Annotated in this window: 16 protein-coding genes and 5 tRNA genes; 20 read left to right on the top strand and 1 reads right to left on the bottom strand. The window is 38.0% G+C overall.

Annotation, left to right across the window (positions count from 1 at the left end):
• Positions 1-16: 16 nt before the first annotated feature.
• Entirely contained in the window at positions 17-1171 is a 1155-nt protein-coding gene (locus J2S74_RS24560) for an aminotransferase class V-fold PLP-dependent enzyme (protein WP_307331510.1), read from the top strand.
• Between the two features lie 13 nt (positions 1172-1184).
• On the top strand, positions 1185-1892 hold the full coding sequence (locus J2S74_RS24565) for a DUF554 domain-containing protein (protein ID WP_307331514.1): 708 nt from the start codon (positions 1185-1187) through the stop codon (positions 1890-1892).
• A gap of 406 nt (positions 1893-2298) precedes the next feature.
• On the opposite strand, the gene yyaC is transcribed toward J2S74_RS24565, so the two are convergent.
• Positions 2299-2919 carry a spore protease YyaC gene (gene yyaC / locus J2S74_RS24570; RefSeq protein WP_307331518.1) on the bottom strand — a complete coding sequence of 207 codons (621 nt, stop codon included), beginning with the start codon at positions 2917-2919 and terminating at the stop codon, positions 2299-2301.
• Between the two features lie 91 nt (positions 2920-3010).
• Between yyaC and J2S74_RS24575 the strand changes: the two genes are divergently transcribed.
• The 18 genes from J2S74_RS24575 to J2S74_RS24660 all read left to right on the top strand — a co-directional run bounded on the left by J2S74_RS24575 (position 3011) and on the right by J2S74_RS24660 (position 19088).
• Positions 3011-4042: a YkvI family membrane protein gene (locus tag J2S74_RS24575; RefSeq protein ID WP_307331520.1), complete on the top strand. Its 1032-nt coding sequence runs from the start codon at positions 3011-3013 to the stop codon at positions 4040-4042.
• 74 nt (positions 4043-4116) lie between these two features.
• The gene (locus tag J2S74_RS24580; RefSeq protein ID WP_307331523.1) at positions 4117-4311 is read left to right on the top strand and encodes a DUF951 domain-containing protein; all 195 of its coding nucleotides are present in this window, start codon (positions 4117-4119) and stop codon (positions 4309-4311) included.
• On the top strand, positions 4304-6322 hold the full coding sequence (locus J2S74_RS24585; RefSeq protein ID WP_307331525.1) for a molybdopterin-dependent oxidoreductase: 2019 nt from the start codon (positions 4304-4306) through the stop codon (positions 6320-6322). Before J2S74_RS24580 ends, J2S74_RS24585 begins: the two co-directional genes overlap by 8 nt.
• A gap of 320 nt (positions 6323-6642) precedes the next feature.
• The gene (gene ychF, locus J2S74_RS24590) at positions 6643-7743 is read left to right on the top strand and encodes a redox-regulated ATPase YchF (RefSeq protein ID WP_307331527.1); all 1101 of its coding nucleotides are present in this window, start codon (positions 6643-6645) and stop codon (positions 7741-7743) included.
• Positions 7744-8179: 436 nt separating this feature from the next.
• A complete protein-coding gene (gene rpsF, locus J2S74_RS24595; protein ID WP_307331531.1) occupies positions 8180-8467 on the top strand; it encodes a 30S ribosomal protein S6 in 288 nt (95 codons plus the stop codon).
• A gap of 56 nt (positions 8468-8523) precedes the next feature.
• Positions 8524-9081: a single-stranded DNA-binding protein gene (gene ssb, locus J2S74_RS24600; RefSeq protein ID WP_307331534.1), complete on the top strand. Its 558-nt coding sequence runs from the start codon at positions 8524-8526 to the stop codon at positions 9079-9081.
• Positions 9082-9136: 55 nt separating this feature from the next.
• A complete protein-coding gene (rpsR, locus tag J2S74_RS24605; RefSeq protein WP_307331536.1) occupies positions 9137-9364 on the top strand; it encodes a 30S ribosomal protein S18 in 228 nt (75 codons plus the stop codon).
• Positions 9365-9687: 323 nt separating this feature from the next.
• On the top strand, positions 9688-10626 hold the full coding sequence (locus J2S74_RS24610; protein ID WP_307331538.1) for a YybS family protein: 939 nt from the start codon (positions 9688-9690) through the stop codon (positions 10624-10626).
• Positions 10627-10638: 12 nt separating this feature from the next.
• Positions 10639-12609: a DHH family phosphoesterase gene (locus J2S74_RS24615; protein WP_307331540.1), complete on the top strand. Its 1971-nt coding sequence runs from the start codon at positions 10639-10641 to the stop codon at positions 12607-12609.
• Positions 12606-13049 (top strand): 50S ribosomal protein L9, encoded by a 444-nt coding sequence (gene rplI / locus J2S74_RS24620; protein ID WP_307331543.1) that lies wholly within the window; start codon positions 12606-12608, stop codon positions 13047-13049. Before J2S74_RS24615 ends, rplI begins: the two co-directional genes overlap by 4 nt.
• A gap of 28 nt (positions 13050-13077) precedes the next feature.
• Entirely contained in the window at positions 13078-14436 is a 1359-nt protein-coding gene (gene dnaB / locus J2S74_RS24625; RefSeq protein WP_307331546.1) for a replicative DNA helicase, read from the top strand.
• Positions 14437-14792: 356 nt separating this feature from the next.
• Positions 14793-16079, top strand: a complete 1287-nt coding sequence (locus J2S74_RS24630; protein ID WP_307331549.1) for an adenylosuccinate synthase — start codon at positions 14793-14795, stop codon at positions 16077-16079.
• Positions 16080-16477: 398 nt separating this feature from the next.
• Positions 16478-16552, top strand: a tRNA-Glu gene (locus J2S74_RS24635).
• An 89-nt stretch (positions 16553-16641) separates the two neighbouring features.
• A tRNA-Met gene (locus J2S74_RS24640) sits at positions 16642-16718 on the top strand.
• A gap of 123 nt (positions 16719-16841) precedes the next feature.
• A tRNA-Asp gene (locus tag J2S74_RS24645) sits at positions 16842-16917 on the top strand.
• An 18-nt stretch (positions 16918-16935) separates the two neighbouring features.
• Positions 16936-17011, top strand: a tRNA-Phe gene (locus J2S74_RS24650).
• A 14-nt stretch (positions 17012-17025) separates the two neighbouring features.
• A tRNA-Thr gene (locus J2S74_RS24655) sits at positions 17026-17101 on the top strand.
• Between the two features lie 499 nt (positions 17102-17600).
• Complete coding sequence (locus J2S74_RS24660) at positions 17601-19088, top strand: LysM peptidoglycan-binding domain-containing M23 family metallopeptidase (protein WP_307331552.1); 1488 nt, start codon at positions 17601-17603, stop codon at positions 19086-19088.
• The last annotated feature ends 52 nt before the right edge of the window (positions 19089-19140 follow it).

Below are 19140 nucleotides of genomic sequence, written 5' to 3' on the forward strand. Positions count from 1 at the left end.
CAATGGGGGGAGTGTAATGATTTATTTAGATCAAGCCGCTTCTAGTTTTCCAAAGCCTACATTAGTGATGGATAGTTTGGTTAAGGCTGTTCGGGAATTTGGAGCTAACCCAGGTCGAAGTGGCCACAAGCTAGCGAGACGTGCAGCATTAGCAATAGAAGAAACTAGGGTGGAGCTTGCTGATTTATTCCAAGCTGAAAATCATAACAGAGTTATTTTTACCCAAAATGCAACTACTGCAATTAATCAGGGTATTAATGGTTTAGGTTTAAGGAAAGGGGATCATGCTATAACTACTACATTAGAGCACAACTCGATTCGTCGGCCGTTAGAAAGGTTAGTGAAAGAAAAGGGGATTTCCCTTACTTATCTATCTCCTAATAAAGACGGTGAAATTACGATTGATCAACTTCAGGGAGTGTTGAAGGATCAAACGAAATTAGTGGCAGTAACTCATGGATCCAACGTAACTGGAGAACTACTCCCCATAAAGGAATGGGGGGAAGTTTTATCTACTCATCATGCAAAATTTTTAGTAGATGCCTCTCAAACTGCCGGTTCCATTCCTATTAGTATGAAGGATTTTAATATAGATTTGCTGGCGTTTCCCGGACACAAAGGGTTATTAGGTCCGCAAGGTGTAGGAGTTTTGATAGCGTCAACTAATGTTCAATTAACACCTCTGACAGTTGGAGGGACTGGGTTCCATTCTGAAAGCCCAGAACAACCATTAGACTGGCCGTTTTATTTGGAAAGTGGCACTTTAAATACTCCTGGAATTTCTGGTCTATTAGAAGGGATACGCGAAATTAAGCGTATGGATTTAGGCGAAATCTATGATCATGAAAGGAAATTAGTCGAAAGGTGTATAGAAGAGTTTAGTTCCATTAATGGGCTAGAATGGTTTGCACCAAAATTAGGAGAGAAAAGATTAGGAGTAATCTCCTTTCGAATCATTGGGATTGACGTACATGAAATGGCGGCAATATTAGATGAGCATTATGATATTGCCGTTCGCGCTGGTTTACATTGCGCCCCCCTTATGCATCAATATTTAAATACAATCGACACAGGATTAATTAGAGCTAGTTTTGGAATTTATAATACCTTAGATGATGTAGATCATTTTATCACGGCAGTAAAAGAGATAAGAGAAGGTTTACTTAGTTAGGAGAGAAAGCAGTATGGTTTTACTAGGTACGATAGTAAATGGCCTAGCAATAATTATTGGTGCTTGGCTAGGAATGAGTTTGAAACGTTTCCCAGATGACATGAAAGAGACGGTTATGAAGGCAATAGGTTTAGCTGTACTTGTATTGGGTTTTTCCATGGCACTCAAGGGAGAGAATATATTAATTGTCATCTTTAGCTTAGCAATAGGTGGTGTTTTAGGGGAACGATGGAATATAGAAGGAAAATTAAATGAATTAGGAAAATGGATAGAAAGAAGGATGAAACAAAGGACAGAAGGTAAAATAGCGGAAGGATTTGTTGCAGCTACTCTTTTGTATGTTGTAGGAGCAATGGCAATTATCGGGGCATTAGACAGTGGTCTCCGACTTGATCATTCCGTATTATATACAAAATCTGTTCTAGATGGATTTTCAGCAATTGTATTTGCTGCTACAATGGGGGTTGGGGTAATGTTTTCCGCTATTCCGGTTGTCCTGTATCAAGGGGCTCTAGCAATAGGAGCGACATTTATAGTCAATTTTGTACCTCAACAATATTTAGATTCCTTTATTAACGAAATTACAGCAGTTGGTGGAGTGATGATTATTGGAATTGGTTTAAATCTATTAGGTGTTCCAAGAGTAAGGATAGCTAATCTATTACCTGCTATTATCATTTGCTGCATACTCGTAATAATTATTCATGATCTACCACTTTAAAAAATAATAGAGGAAATCTATTAAATATAAAAAGGTAAAGTCAAAAGGTAGTAGAATACCAAGGACTTTACCTTTTTTTATTTGTCTCTTTTCACATAAATTGTTCCTGCGAATACTCGTCGCAAACTATTCGATGAAGCATTTCAGGCACCGCTTGTGGGCAATGGCGTAATGTCACCGTCCTAGTTCCGCGGCCAACGCTTCAGACTCCTCGGGAAAAACTCTGTCTCTTTCTCTACTAGCTTCACTTTGGATCTACATCCGTCGAGACAACTCGTATTTAACCTATAAGTAATACTCATGCGCCACTCCGTTTCTCCAAGCTTTTAAAAAAAGCAACAAAGTTTACAAAAACAGCTTTTTGTTTTATACCTTTGTTCTGTTAAAACATTAACCAAACTGAATGTTAATCTAGCAAAGATTCTTTGTTTAAAGCAGACCTTAACCATCCTGGATTGGTTTCATACCACCGTGCAGAACGGGAAATCGCTCTGGATATAATGTCTGCCATTTCCATGACGATAGATAAGCGGGTATTTTGCAAAACCATCATTTCCATAAAACCATTTACATTTACGATTCCTGTAATATGTATATTTCCTACAGATGGAAGTTGCTTTTTAACAGCTGTACCAGGACGTACAGGACCTTCGGCAACGGTCATATACCCAACACTTGATGCTCTACCTAAACAAGCATCTATTCCAATAATGAAGGGATTATCATAGTTTGATTGAATCATAGCTATTGTTTCCTCTAAATTTTTTGCATGTACAGGCTCGTGAAGGGTTCCAAAAACAGAAAATTGGTTAAATCCACGTTCTAACAACTTTGAACCTACCAGTGGACCTAAACTATCTCCTGTTGATCTATCCGTTCCAATACAAACAATGACAATAGGTTGCTCCCTGTTATTAGGTAATAGAGAATATATTTGTTTTGCCATATCGCTGATCACAATGGGGTGTTTCATATGAACACGAAATGAGTTATTTTTCTTTTGTGGAAAAAGTTGTCCAGAATCCATCATACAAACCTCATTTCTAAAATAATAGTAACAGTATACGGATACTTTAAAGAATCTATACATCAAATACGGAAAAAAAGAGGGGAAAAATATGTGGCTATCAGGGTTGAAGTGGATGTTTTTAATTATAGGGACAATGATTGGTGCAGGGTATGCTTCAGGAAGGGAGTTATGGGAATTTTTCGGGAATGAAAGTACATTTGCTATCTTCCTTTTTGCAATCTTATTTTTCATTTGTACCTATGTGATTATGAAAATAAGTTATGAAAAAAAATCAGAAAGCTATATTCCTGTATTAAGGGAATTAATGGGGAATAGACTTACCAAGTTATACGATGGAATGATTATCTTATATTTATTTTCCACGACAGTGATTATGATTGCTGGGGGAGGGGCAACCTTACAAGCCGTACATATTCCTTATTGGTACGGAGTCATTATTATTAGCAGCTTGCTCGTTCTATTGTTTGTCTGGGGAATTAATGGGATGACTTCCATGAATGCCATGATTATTCCTGTACTCATCACTTTCCTAGTAGGGACATTATTTGTTTTTCAATGGACAAGTGGTTTCTCCATTCAATTGGATTTTGGAAAGCAGCATAATTGGCCTTCCGCTTTCACATTTACCGCTTTAAATATATTACCTTTAGTAGCTGTATTATCGGCTATCGGTAATAAAATTCAACATAAAGGTGAAATGTTTATAGCCAGTTTAGGAAGTGCTATAATATTAGGGTTTATTTCTTTACTTTATAATGAGTCATTGTTAAAGGTAGCCCATGATGTCATGCTGTATGAAATACCTTTGTTTGCCATTTTAAAAAACTATCCGTATTTCATGGTACTAGTCATGTCCGGATTGCTTTGGGCTGCCATTTATACAACAGCTGCCTCCGGCATTCTGGGATTATGTACAAGAGTTTATCAATATATAAAACTTCCATTCTGGTTATTAGCAATGTGCTTGCTACTATTGATGATTCCCTTAACAACGATAGGTTTCTCTAAGTTAATATCTATTTTGTATCCTTTGTACGGTGTTTTGAATTTATATATACTGGCATCTATCCTTCTCTATCCAATTGCGCACCGATTTGATGGACAATCACTACCTAAGTAGTTTAAACGTAGCATAAAACGAACAAAATGTAGTATAATTTCATTTATATGTTAGGTAGGTTAGGAGTGACTTTTATGGGAGAACAAGTTTTTCAATTACATGATATTGTAGAAATGAAAAAGGCTCATCCTTGTGGTGAAAATCGCTGGGAAATTATTCGTATGGGTATGGATATTCGTATTAAGTGCTGCGGCTGTAACCATAGTGTTATGCTCCCTCGAAAGGAATTCACTAAGAAAATAAAAAAGGTTATTGTGAGTCATGAATAGAAACATCGTTCAGAAGAATGTATCTGCATGTCCATTAAATTGCTGGGATGCATGCAGTTTTCATGTTACTGTAACAAACGGGAAGATAATAAAGGTTGAAGGTAATAAAGAGCATCCCGTTACAGATGGGAAAATTTGTGGAAGAGGGAGAATGCTCGCTGAAAAGACAGCTGATCCGAATCGTATAACAAGACCAATGAAAAAAACAACAAAAGGAAAATGGGAATCGATAAGTTGGGATAAAGCTCTTATGGAGATTTCAACGAAGTTAAGGGAAGTAAAAAGAGAGTACGGACCCACTTCTGTATTGCATAGTCATGACTACTCAAGTAATGGCTTGTTAAAGTCTGTAGACGAACGCTTTTTTCGTGCCTTCGGTGGTTGGACAAAGGTAGAGGGTAGTCTCTGTTGGGGTGCTGGAATTGAAGCGCAAATAAGGGATTTTGGTAATAGTGCGGCTCATGCTCCAGAGGATGTACTATCCAGCCGCCATGTTGTTATTTGGGGGAGAAATGTCTCCCGAACAAATATGCATTTGTTTCGTTATTTAAAAGAAGCGAGAAAGAAGGGTATTTCAATAACAGTAATTGACCCTATGAAAAATCAGACTGCAAAACTAGCAGATAATTATATATCTATTCAACCGGGATCGGACGGACTATTAGCAGCGGGGGTAATAAAAGTAATCCTTGCAAACCACTGGGAAGATTCTTATTTTCTTGACAACCACACATATGGCTTTGAAACATTGAAAAAGACATTAGACTCTATTTCACTTGAAGAAGTAGTTTTGAAGACTGGTGTAACTCACAAGACGTTAGAGTTGTTAGCTGAACAATATTCAAATGGACCCACCTCCACATTTTTAGGATTAGGTATGCAACGTTATCAAAACGGTGGGAATACCATTCGGATTATTGATGCACTTGGTGCTGTGTCTGGAAACATTGGGAAGGCTGGAGGAGGGGTAAATTATGGGCATCTTCCAGTAGGTCAGTCTTTTGATGTAGATGTCCTTGCATTAAGGGAAAAAGAAGCGGATATTCGTACATTTACTAGAATGAATCAAGCTGAAAAGACCTTAGAGGTAGCAGATCCTCCAATAAAATTTATTTTTGTAAGTAGAGGAAATCCAGTTACTCAGCTGCCAAATTCAAATCTTACAATAAAAGCCTTTAATAAGGCTGAAACAGTAGTGGTAATAGATCAATATTTTACAGATACGGCTGAACTCGCAGATTATGTACTTCCATCCACAACAGTCTTTGAGGAAGAGGATATATACTATGCCTCTATGTATCATAGCTACGTTAATTATGGTCCAAAGCTTGTTAACCCTCCTGGCGAAGCGAAGTCAGATCTTTGGATCTGGACAGAATTAGCAAAACAATTAGACTTTGGTAGGTACTTCGATTACACCATTGATGAGTGGTTGGAAATGGGTACAAAATCTTTACGAGAAAAAGGTTGGTCTTTGGAAGAGTGTAAAAGGAAAGGATATTTAAAGCTTCCAATAGAGGATATTCCTTGGAACAATTATCAATTTCAAACACCATCAGGGAAGTATGAGTTCTATTCTCTGAAAGCAAAAGGGGAAGGAGATGTCCCTCAAATTCAACTTATTCCTCCATTGGAAGGGGAAGAAAGAACCCCAGGAATTAAAGGGAAATTTCCATATAGACTTTTGTCCCTTCACCCGCTAAGATCAAACCATTCTCAGCATTATCCCATTGTAGCAGCAGGCGACACAAATGTAGTTGATGTTTCCGAGGAAATTGCGAGTGACCTTAACTTAGATGATGGTGACTATGTAGTTGTGAAAAATGATCGGGGCCAGATAAAGGCAGTTGTCCGTATAGAACAAGGACTACAAAAGGACACAATTAATATAGATGAAGGAAGATGGAATAGATTTGGTGGCAGCGTCAATATATTAACCCCTTCTGGGGAGTCGGATATGGGTAAGGGAAGTATCCTTTACGATTGTTTAGTTACGATAGAAAAAATTTAATACGTAATCCGAATAGAAGGGTGTCTCGAAAGATAAAAACTAAATTTTGAGACACCCTTTCCTTACTTAGAATAAACTGTTTTGCAAACTCTGTTACCTTTTTAAAAAGCATAGAGAAGCGGAAGGCGTACACCTGTAGCAGATCCACGCAATCTTTTTAGAAAACAGCCCTTGGATAAGAAAACTTGCATGCATAAATAGTGTTAAGTGGTGAATGGCTCCTTGCGCTTTTCCCATACAATAACTATAATTGTTAAGGATGAAAAGATATTGAACGAAATTGAAATGATTATAGTTTAATTATAAAGGAGTAATTTAACATGGCTTTAACCACTGGAATTGTTGGTCTTCCTAACGTAGGTAAATCAACATTATTTAATGCAATTACACAAGCTGGTGCGGAATCGGCTAACTATCCATTTTGTACGATTGATCCAAATGTTGGAATTGTTGAAGTGCCGGACCATCGTCTTGATAAATTAACAGAGATGGTGGAACCGCATAAAACAGTGCCAACTGCATTTGAATTTACAGATATTGCTGGTATTGTGGAAGGGGCGAGTAAAGGGGAAGGGTTAGGTAATAAATTTTTATCCCATATCCGTCAAGTAGATGCTATCTCCCACGTTGTTCGTTGTTTCCAAGATGATAATATTACCCATGTATCCGGAAGCGTTGACCCTATTAGGGATATTCAAGTAATCAATCTTGAATTAATTCTTGCTGACCTTGAAACCGTAGAAAAACGAATAGGCAGAGTAGAGAAAATGGCAAGACAAAAGGATAAAGAAGCAATGGCCGAATTTGAAGTATTGGACAAGCTTCGCACCGCCTTTGAGGAAGAGATGCCTGCACGTAGTGTAGAATTAACAAAGGAACAAATGAAAATTGCCAAAGGTCTTCATTTATTAACAATGAAGCCAGTTCTTTATGTTGCAAACGTAAGTGAAGACGAATTACTAGATGTAAGTGGTAACGAATATGTTCAAAAGGTAAGAGAGTTTGCTGCTGGAGAAGGTTCTGAAGTAATTGTCGTTTGTGCAAAAATTGAATCGGAAATTGCTGAATTAGATGGGGAAGAAAGGGAAGAGTTCTTAAATGAACTAGGGATTGAAGAATCTGGTCTTGATCAGCTCATCAAAGCAGCTTACAAGCTGTTAGGTTTAGAAACATACTTCACTGCTGGAAAACAAGAGGTAAGAGCTTGGACTATTCACAGCGGGACGAAGGCGCCACAAGCTGCAGGAGTCATCCATACGGACTTTGAAAGGGGCTTTATTAGAGCAGAGGTTGTAGCATACGATGATCTAATTGCTGCAGGTTCCATGAGCGCAGCGAAAGACAACGGAAAGGTTCGCCTCGAAGGAAAAGAATATATCGTACAAGACGGAGATATTATCCATTTCCGATTTAATGTTTAACTTAGACTTTACCTGTTGACAAAGGAATTTTTATGGAAGAATGAAAAATTTAGTCTGTTTAGAATGAGCGAAGGTTCATAACACTCCTGCGGAAGAACGAGCAAGCCAAGACCACACAGGGCAAAGCTCGTGGGGGCTTGACAGGTCGTCCGCGGAAAGGGAGTGGACCGTAGTGAATGACAACCTGATTTGTATTTTCAGGGTAGACCCTCCATGTTAATGAAATATAAAAATGAAACCAAGGAAATACAGCTTGAAAAATTATTCAGGCTGTATTTTTAATTATATATAAACTGGAAATAATATAAATTTGATTAAACCTTGTATATCTCGGCAGGTTCTGCTATAATTTTCAATTGCGAGCAATAACAGATCTATTTTTGCTCCTTGCTCCTCCTACCGAGGGGAGCCTTAGTCCAAAAGGAGGTGACGAATCATGCGCAAATACGAAATCATGTACATTGTACGTCCGAATCTTGAAGAAACAGCTACAAAGGAAGTTGTAGAACGTTTCAACAAAGTATTAACGGATAATGGCGCAGAGGTAGAAAACGTTGAGGAAAAAGGTAAGCGTCGTTTAGCTTACGAAATCAATGACTTCAGAGAAGGCTACTACGTTCTTTTAAACGTAAATGCTCCATCTGCAGCAATTGATGAATTCAATCGTTTGATCAAGATCAACGAGAACGTTTTACGTACTCTAGTTGTAAAAGACGAAGAATAGAAATTAACATAGATAGAAGTAGTGAGTATTAGTTTAAATTCCGGGGAGGAGTTCGGATGCTTAACCGAGTTGTTTTAGTCGGTCGTTTAACCAAAGATCCAGAATTACGTTATACAGCTAATGGGATTGCAGTAGCAACATTTACACTAGCAGTTAACAGACCTTTTTCCAATCAGCAAGGAGAACGTGAAGCGGACTTCATTAACTGTGTTATATGGAGAAAACAAGCTGAAAACGTAGCAAACTATTTGAAAAAGGGTAGTCTTGCAGGTGTAGACGGTAGAATCCAAACACGTAACTATGATAATAATGAAGGGCGTCGAGTCTTTGTAACAGAAGTGCTTGCTGAAAGTGTTCAATTCTTGGAACCTCGTGGTGCATCTGGTGGTGGAAACCGCGAGCAATTTGGCGGCGGCTATAACCAAGGCCAAGGTATGGGTCAAGGTCAAGGCAACAGTGGTTATCAAAATCCTCCAAACCAGGGATATGGGCAAGGTGGTTTTGGACAAGGACAAGGTCAAGGCAACCAAAACCAGAGTAGACCTCAGAATGACGATCCATTTGCCAATGATGGTAAGCCGATCGACATTAATGATGATGACTTGCCATTCTAGTATTGAAATTTAACGGTGATTATTATAAAAAATTTAAAAAGAAGGAGGGGTTCTCATGGCACGTCGTGGTCGTCCAAAACGCCGTAAAGTATGTTACTTTACAGTAAACAAGATCGAAAAAATTGACTATAAGGACACTGACTTATTGAAGAAGTTTATTTCTGAGCGTGGAAAAATTCTTCCTCGCCGTGTAACTGGTACTTCCGCTAAGTATCAGCGTCAACTAACTCGCGCAATTAAGCGTTCACGTACAATGGCATTGCTTCCATATGTAAGTGAGTAATAAAGTTAAGAGAAAAACCACAGTAGTGACTGCTGTGGTTTTTTCTTATTCCCTGTATCGTTAAATGGTACATTTATAAGTAAATCTGTTTTACAAAACGATTATGGAGGAAACAATGAAACATATACTCCATAAAAATTTATGCTTCCAAAAAGCTTTAAAAAATCTTGGGAAATCTAAGATGAATAAGGGATGACTCAGGTTGCATAAACTTACGAGTCATCCTTTCTTAAGTCTTATTATGGTACCTTTTGTCCTTTACAAGGGACTCATGCTACAATAATGTTCGACACTTGATTTTACAAAAGAAACGAGGGAGAGGTATGGAACGCTCCGATTTAATAAAAGAGGGATCGAAGTTTTTAGCTGTTTATTTATTGTTAGTATTTTTGACTCTTTTTGTACCTTTAGTTAGTTTATTCACGATATTTTTATTGCCAATACCTTTTATTGTATTTACATACAAGCATGGATTAAAGCCAGGAATATTATTAGGGCTCATCTCTTTTTTCCTTATCTTTATTATCACACCATTATCATTACCTATAACGGTGAGCTTTGCAGCTGGTGGAATTGTAATGGGAGAACTATATAGAAGGAATAAAAATGCTTTTGGTGTCCTGTTAGGAGGCTCCTTAGCCTTTATTGCTGCCCTAATTCTAAATTATATTGGTACGATTGTTCTTTTAAATACAAATCCTATAGAGGTCATACAAGACCTGTTTAGGGAGTCATTAGAGCTTTCTGAACAAATGCTAGGGACAATTGGTCAACAGGACCAACAAACCCTAGAGGTTGCTAGTACATTTATAGATCAATTGGTTTATACGGCCCCGTCCATTTTTATTATTTTAGGGATAGGCTATGCTTTTATTATTCAATTGCTAGCATCATTCATTATGAGGAAGTTAAAGTATAATATAAACCGATTCCCTCCATTTAGAGAATGGTCATTTCCCAGAGCTTTTATATGGTATTATTTGATTACCTATATTATTTTGATCATTGGGGTAGAAGAAGGGACAGCATTATTTATTGTAGTATCTAATCTTACTCCGATATTAGAAGTTGTCATGGTGATTCAAGGTTTAGCCTTTATCTTTTTCTTTTTCCATTTGAAGAAAAGATCAAAGGTAATCCCTATAGTGATTACAATAATAAGCTTTCTTTTTCCATTTATGCTTCATCTTATCCGTATCTTAGGTATAATTGATTTAGGTTTTGAGTTAAGAAAGCGGTTGAAATCGAACTCAGAGAAGTAGGAGCTGTGAATAATGCCTAAATACCTGTTAAGACGATGGCATGGCTATCACGTTGTTGCACTGCTGGTAATTGCCTTAATTTTCATGGGGATTCTCTCCATTTATAACTGGAAAATAGGTCTCTTTGGATTTGCAGCCTTAGCTTTTGTCTTAATTTTAATGTTTATGGCTAAAGGGAAATTTGAAGAGGAATTAGTGGATTATATTTCTACCTTGTCCTATCGTATAAATAAGGCAGGGGAAGAAGCAGTCACAAATCTACCTATTGGTATAGTGTTGTATAATGAAAATGGCACCATCCAATGGGTTAACCCTTATATAAACGACCTATTAGATGAGGAGTATATTGGTAAACCACTGGAAGTACTCAATGCAACATTGGCCAAACAAGCTAGTGAGGAAGAAAAGGAATTTTTAATAACCCTTGCTGAAAAAAATTATCGTATACTCCATGAACCAAACGAAAGGCTTCTGTACTTTTTTAACGTAACAGAGGAACAAGAAATAAAAGAGCTTTTTGAACGGGATAAAACTGTAATAGGATTTATATTTCTCGATAATTACGATGAAGTAACCCAAGGCATGGAGGATCAGCTTCGAAGTAAGTTATTGACACGTGTGACAGAAGCTTTAAACCGCTGGTCGCAAAACTATGATATTTTATTAAGAAGGACGGCTTCTGACAGATTTATCGCCATTTTTAATGAAGAGGCACTAGAAGCACTAGAAGAAAATCGTTTTACCATTCTTGATGAAGTAAGAGAGGCTACGGCAAAGGAAAAGGTTGCTCTTACAATAAGCTTTGGTATTGGCAGTGGTGAATCATCCTTAAGAGAATTAGGAGGCCTCGCACAATCCAGCCTAGATTTAGCATTAGGACGTGGGGGAGATCAAGTCGCTATTAAGCAAAAAAATGGCAAGGTCCGCTTTTATGGGGGGAAATCTAATGCAGTTGAAAAACGGACAAGGGTCCGCGCAAGAGTCATTTCCCACGCAATAAGGGATTTTATCTTTGAAAGTGATAAAGTCCTCATTATGGGGCATAAGAACCCTGATATGGACTCCATAGGAGCATCCATTGGAATGCTCAAAATAGCAGAAGCTAATGGAAAAACCGGTTTTATCGTTTTAGACCCTACGGATATGAACTCCAGTGTGACTAAACTAGTAGAGGAAATACAAAATAATGATCAATTGTGGGCAAATTTTATTACGCCGGAAGAAGCTCTGGAGGAATCAACAGATGATACACTTCTAGTGGTAGTGGATACCCATAAACCATCCCTTGTTGTAGAACCTAAATTATTAAATAAGGTAGAAAGAATCATTGTGATTGATCATCATCGTCGGGGAGAAGAGTTCATACAGGAAGCAGTGCTTGTATATATGGAACCGTATGCATCCTCTACAGCGGAGCTGGTTACAGAACTATTGGAATACCAGCCAAATCATCCCAAATTAAATGTTTTAGAGTCAACGGCGCTATTATCTGGTATTATAGTGGATACGAAAAGCTTTGCTCTTCGAACAGGTTCACGTACGTTTGATGCTGCTTCTTACTTAAAAAGTAAAGGTGCAGATACGATTCTCGTGCAACAGTTTTTGAAAGAAGACCTTAATCAATATATAAAAAGGGCTAAGCTAGTGGAAAGTGCCTATATTTACGATGGGGGCATTGCTATAGCTAACGGTGGATCTAATGAAACATACGGGCAGATACTTATTGCCCAAGCAGCAGATACTCTTTTAAATATGAACGGTGTAGTTGCTTCCTTCGTTATTTCCATGCTAGAAGACGGGCGAATTAGTATAAGTGCTAGGTCGTTAGGGGAAGTCAACGTACAAGTAATTATGGAAAAATTAGGTGGCGGAGGCCATTTAACCAATGCAGCTACACAATTAGAAGACATAGAGCTTGACGATGCTGAGGAATTTTTGAAAGAAAAGATAGATGAATATTTCAAAGGGGGAAACTCGTCATGAAAGTCATCTTTTTGCAAGATGTAAAAGGAAAAGGTAAAAAAGGTGAAGTAAAGAATGTGGCGGAAGGCTATGCTCGTAACTATTTGCTAAAGAACAATCTAGCAATTGAAGCAAACACAGGTAACATGAAATCTCTTGAGAAAAAGCAGGAAAGTGAACAAAAGAAAGCCGACGAAGAGAAAGAGCGTGCAGAGCAGTTAAAGGAAAATTTAGAAAAAACTACAATTGAGCTAAAGGCCAAAGCTGGTGAAAATGGTAGACTCTTCGGGGCTGTAACCAATAAGCAAATTGCCGAACAGTTAAAGAAAATGAAAATTAAGATTGATAAGCGTAAAATTGAAATGGATGAACCAATTCGTTCATTAGGCTATACGAATGTAAATGTAAAGCTGCATCCTAAGGTAACAGGGACATTAAGGGTCCATGTTACAGAAGAATAATTTGTAGAGGAAATGAGGGAAGTGGGTAATGAGTGATTTATTTGCTGATCGCACACCACCCCAAAGTATTGAAGCAGAGCAAGCGGTGTTGGGGGCTATTTTTATTGATGATCAAGCTCTCGTCACCGCTTCTGAGCGTTTAGTTCCTGAAGACTTTTACCGAGCAGCCCACCAACGGATTTATAATGTTATGCTTATTCTTGCCCAAAAAGGGGAGCCGGTTGATTTAATTACTGTAACAGAAGAACTAAACACGCAGAATTGGCTCGAAGAAATTGGGGGAGTATCCTATTTAAGTGATTTGGCTAATGCTGTACCGACAGCTGCCAATGTGGATTACTATAGTCAAATCGTTGAAGAAAAATCTCTTCTCCGCAGACTCATTCGAGTTGCTACTAATATCGCTTCCGAAGGCTTAGCAGCGGATGAAGATATAGATGCTATCTTAAACGAAGCGGAAAAATCTATTTTAGAAGTTTCCCAAAAGAAAAGCTCTAAAGCCTTTATATCCATTAAGGATGTATTAGTAGAGGCATTTGATAAAATCGAAATGCTTCAGCACACAGCTGGTGAAGTAACAGGTATCCCTACAGGTTTCCATGAATTAGATCGTATGACAGCAGGTTTCCAACGAAATGACTTAATTATTGTTGCTGCCCGTCCATCAGTAGGTAAAACAGCCTTCTCCCTTAATATTGCCCAAAGTGTTGCTACGAAAACAGATGAGAACGTAGCAATCTTTAGTTTGGAGATGGGTGCCGATCAGCTGGTTATGCGTATGATTTGTGCGGAAGGAAACATTGATGCACAAAGGCTTCGTACTGGTAAGCTAGAAGAAGAAGATTGGCAAAAGCTAACGATGGCAATGGGAAGTCTATCGAAGGCTGGTATTTATATAGATGATACACCTGGTATTAAGGTTAATGAAATTCGCGCTAAGTGTAGGCGTTTGAAACAAGAACGGGGTCTTGGAATGATTCTAATCGATTATCTACAGTTGATTCAAGGAGATGCGAGAAGCGGGGAGGGAAGGCAGCAAGAGGTATCCGAAATTTCCCGATCCTTAAAAGGTCTTGCCCGTGAACTGGAAGTCCCAGTTATCGCCCTGTCCCAGTTATCCCGTGGTGTAGAATCAAGACAGGATAAACGACCAATGATGTCTGATATTCGTGAATCGGGAAGTATTGAGCAGGATGCCGATATTGTAGCCTTCCTGTACCGTGACGATTATTATGATAAAGAGACAGAGAATAAGGATATTATCGAAATTATTATTGCTAAACAACGTAACGGCCCAGTAGGTACCGTTGAATTAGCCTTCGTGAAAGAATATAATAAGTTCGTTAACTTAGAACGACGCTATGATGAACAAAGTATTCCATCATAATAGAGTAGAGGGTGCCTCAAAAGGAATTTTAACCTTTGAGGCACCCTTTAATTGTTTGTGGGGATACGGAGAGTGGTACAACTTCCATTATTGAATTTATGGAACACTGGTTTATTAGAAAATAAAACATCCCTAATTAGGAATAGAAAAAGTGGCAAAAAATTGACATAAAAACGAACATATAATTAAATTTTGTGTGGAATGTTCGGAATTTTATTGACTAGTTCTTCTATTCTTGATAAACTAACGGTGGTTTTAATGTTTATTAGGAAGATGGTTACAATAAATAGGAATAGAATTGTTTACGTGAAAAAAGTAATCATTTAATTACATATATTATTTGGAGGTGCTCACACATGCCATCAGTAGTAGTAGTTGGAACACAGTGGGGAGACGAAGGAAAAGGGAAAATTACAGATTATTTATCTGAGCAAGCAGAGTTAGTAGCAAGGTATCAAGGTGGAAATAATGCTGGACATACGATTGTTTTTAATGGTAAAAAATACAAGTTGCATTTAATTCCATCGGGAATTTTTAATGAAAACAAAATTTGCGTCATCGGTAACGGAATGGTTATAGACCCAAAGGCATTAGTTACAGAGCTGCAATACTTACACGATCATGGAATAGACACAAGTAACCTTCGCATTAGTAATCGAGCACACGTCATTTTACCTTACCACTTGAAGCAGGATGCAGTGGAAGAGGAGAGCAAAGGTGCTAATAAAATTGGTACTACAAGAAAAGGAATTGGCCCTGCGTACATGGACAAGGCGGCCCGTGTAGGAATTCGAATTGCAGATCTTCTAGATAAAGAAACATTTGAAGAGAAGCTTGAATTCAATTTAAGAGAGAAGAACCGTATGTTTGAAAAGTTCTACGAAGTAGAAGGGTTTACTAAAGAAGAAATTTTAGATGAGTATTACGAGTATGGGCAACAATTTGCCAAATATGTTATTGATACATCTGTTGTTTTAAATGACGCTTTAGATGCGGGTAAACGTGTTCTATTTGAAGGTGCCCAAGGGGTTATGTTGGACATTGACCAAGGGACGTATCCATTTGTAACTTCTTCTAACCCAATTGCAGGGGGAGTAACAATCGGATCAGGTGTTGGTCCATCTAAAATTAATCATGTTGTTGGAGTTTCTAAAGCATACACAACTCGTGTAGGGGATGGCCCATTCCCAACCGAACTTATGAATGAAATTGGTGACCAAATTCGTGAAGTTGGTAATGAGTACGGTACTACTACAGGGCGTCCGCGCCGAGTAGGATGGTTTGACAGTGTCGTTGTTCGTCACGCTCGTCGGGTAAGCGGAATTACTGATTTATCTTTAAACTCCATTGATGTTCTTACTGGTATTAAGACGTTAAAGATCTGTGTTGCGTATAAGTATCGTGGGGAAATTATTGAGGAGTTCCCAGCAAGCTTAAAGGTTCTTGCTGAATGTGAACCGGTTTATGAAGAGCTTCCAGGTTGGGATGAGGATATTACTGGTGTACGCTCCTTACACGACTTACCGAAGAATGCATTGTATTATGTGGAGAGAATTTCTCAACTTACAGGTATTCCTTTAACAATATTCTCTGTAGGACCAGACCGTAACCAAACAAACCTTGTAAGAGGCGTATTTGGATAAAGTAAGTTTATTTGATGGCTACAAGGGTGAAATATCCCATGTAGCCATTTTTTTTGAAGGGGGATCGGGTAGGAGTGAACAGTGTTTGTTTTTTTGTGTAGACGGCGCAGGTAAATGAAAATTGGTTCTAAAGAGGATGTCTTGCTTATTGAAATTAACAAAGATGAACCGTTTGGGGGAAAAGTGAAAGCTACTTGATATGTCCTCCTCAGTAAGTGTTCATGAGGACAAGAATATAAATTTTCCAATAGTCATGTCCTTTATATGTAAAAATGTAGGTTGTTAATCAGTAAATGCGAATAATTATCAGAATTTATTTACTTTATTTTTTACTATTGCAATATTATTTATCAGATGGTAAGATAGTTCTTGTCGCTGTTATTAAAGCAAAACAGTTTGGCCCGTTGGTCAAGTGGTTAAGACACCGCCCTTTCACGGCGGTAACACGGGTTCGAATCCCGTACGGGTCACCACTATTTACTTTTAAATATATTAATGGTATAATATCTCTTGTGGCACCATATAATAATAAGGTAATCCAAAAACTAAACTTTTATATCGTCGCGGGGTGGAGCAGTCTGGTAGCTCGTCGGGCTCATAACCCGAAGGTCGGTGGTTCAAATCCGCCCCCCGCAACCAAAAAACGTAAACATCCTCGAAGTAACTTTATTGTAGTTTTTTGCGACTAGCAAACGAAGTGGCGCAGGAGCAAATCAAAGCTAGTAGAGAAAGAAATAAATAAAATCTTTAAAATATGGACAAGGTCCCGTGGTGTAGCGGTTAACATGCCTGCCTGTCACGCAGGAGATCGCGGGTTCGATTCCCGTCGGGACCGCCATTTTTTTTTGTTTAATAAGGCTCGGTAGCTCAGTCGGTAGAGCAATGGACTGAAAATCCATGTGTCGGCGGTTCGATTCCGTCCCGAGCCACCATTTTCAAATAGTTTGCTGGCCTAGCTCAATTGGTAGAGCAACTGACTTGTAATCAGTAGGTTGGGGGTTCAAGTCCTCTGGCCAGCACCATACATAAAAAATTAACTATCCTTACAAAGGATAGTTTTTTGCTTTAAGGAAATAAATATGGCTTTGATCTGTTACAGGCCAACCAATTACGCTCGGCCCTTCGGTGGTTGTTTCATTTCCAATTTTACATTTACCACCATATCATCCCAAAATATTCTACTATTATTACAAAGTGTTACAAAATATAATTATTATACTTAATAAACTACAAGCTGGCTTTTTTAGGTAGAATGTCACAGTAAATCTTTAAGATTCCCCCTGTAAACCCCATTATAAAAGGTTTTTAAACAACTCTAAATCTTCCATTATCCATAAAATAATATTAAAACCTTTGTCGGAAATAAGCAGGTTTTTGTTGTAATGTAACACAAATAATACAATTTATTTACGTTTTAGTTCAAAACGCCTATTTCTATCAATATATGATAAAATAACTATGCTATATTGTAATCTATTAATTAAATAGGATAAATTATTGACGTTTTTTAGGAGGAAACCCATGAGTTTATTTAAATCTACTATACTCTTTCATAGGAGTGGTGATGAAAAACTCGCAAGAAGGAATCTATATTTAATTGTTGCTCTATTATTAATTGCCGCTATTATCTTTTCAACGAACAGTGCTCTAGCCAACAGCGATGAGGAAGAGGGAGACTACAGGATTTCCATTAGTACCGTGTATCATGTTTACTATGGCAGTGATAGACTTGGAGTAGTGGATGATAAAGATTTAGTAAAAGACTATGAAACAAAATTAATAAAAGAGCTTTCGGAAAAATACGATGACCTTGATTTTAAATTAAGTAAAAGTATTACTGTTATTCCAGAAATAGTTTTTAATACAAGAGTAAATAATGACTCTACCTTGAGCCTTTTAGGTGAGAAAGTAGATGTTCTTGCAAGTACATATAAAGTATTAATTGATGATCAAGAAATTGGTCATGTAAGTAGAGATGAAGATTACGACGAGTTTGTAAAGGCATTTGTACTCGAATATGTTAGCGAAAGCGAGTTAGAGGCTTTTGAAGAAGGCATACCAATGGAAGAGGAGCTTTCAAAGCTTGATATTGGAGATTCTATCATTACAAATATAGAATTATCTGAGGAAATTGAGTGGGTGCAATCTTCTGCTGATGCTGATGAAGTCTTATCCGTTAGTGATATACTGAAAATAATGCATCAAGGGACTCTGGAGCAGGAAGTGTATACGGTTGATGCAGGAGATGTATTAGGAACTATTGCCAATTCCCATGGTCTTACTTTAAGCGAGATTAAGGATATTAATCCGGGGATTACAGAAGACTCACTCCTTCAAATTGGCGATGAACTAAATGTGACTGTATTAAAACCGATGGTATCCCTTAGAGTCGAAAAAGTATCCAAAAGGGAAGAAACCATCTCATACGAAACGGAAACAAAAGATGACAGTGATATGTGGCGCGGGGAAACAAGAGTTTCTCAAGAAGGTATAGACGGGAAAAAAGTAGTAGAATATGCGGTTACCTATGAAAATGGGAGACCAATTAGTACTGAAGTAATTAACGAGGAAATTACCCGAGAAGCGACAAATAAAATTGTATTAAGGGGAACAAAAACTTCCCCATCTAGAGGGTCAGGGCAGTTAGCATGGCCAGCTGTAGGTGGACATATTTCAAGTCAATTTGGCATGAGGTGGGGACGTCAGCATAACGGAATTGATATTGCGCGCCCTTCCAACTATAATATTTTAGCAGCAGACAATGGAACAATTAGTTCTGCCGGTTGGGAAAATGGTTATGGTAATACAATACGAATTAACCATAACAATGGAATAGAAACGCTCTATGCCCACTTAGCAAGCATCGATGTGAGCGCTGGACAAACCGTAGCGAAAGGGCAAACAATCGGCCGAATGGGTTCCACTGGTAACTCAACTGGTGTCCACCTTCATTTTGAAGTTCACGAAAACGGACAAGTAAGAAACCCGATGAATTATTTAAGAAGATAAAAAATACCAATTCCCCCTTAACTGTACAAGTTAAGGGGGACCCTTTTTTATT

The organism is Evansella vedderi, assembly GCF_030813435.1.
Lineage (GTDB): Bacteria > Bacillota > Bacilli > Bacillales > Salisediminibacteriaceae > Evansella > Evansella vedderi.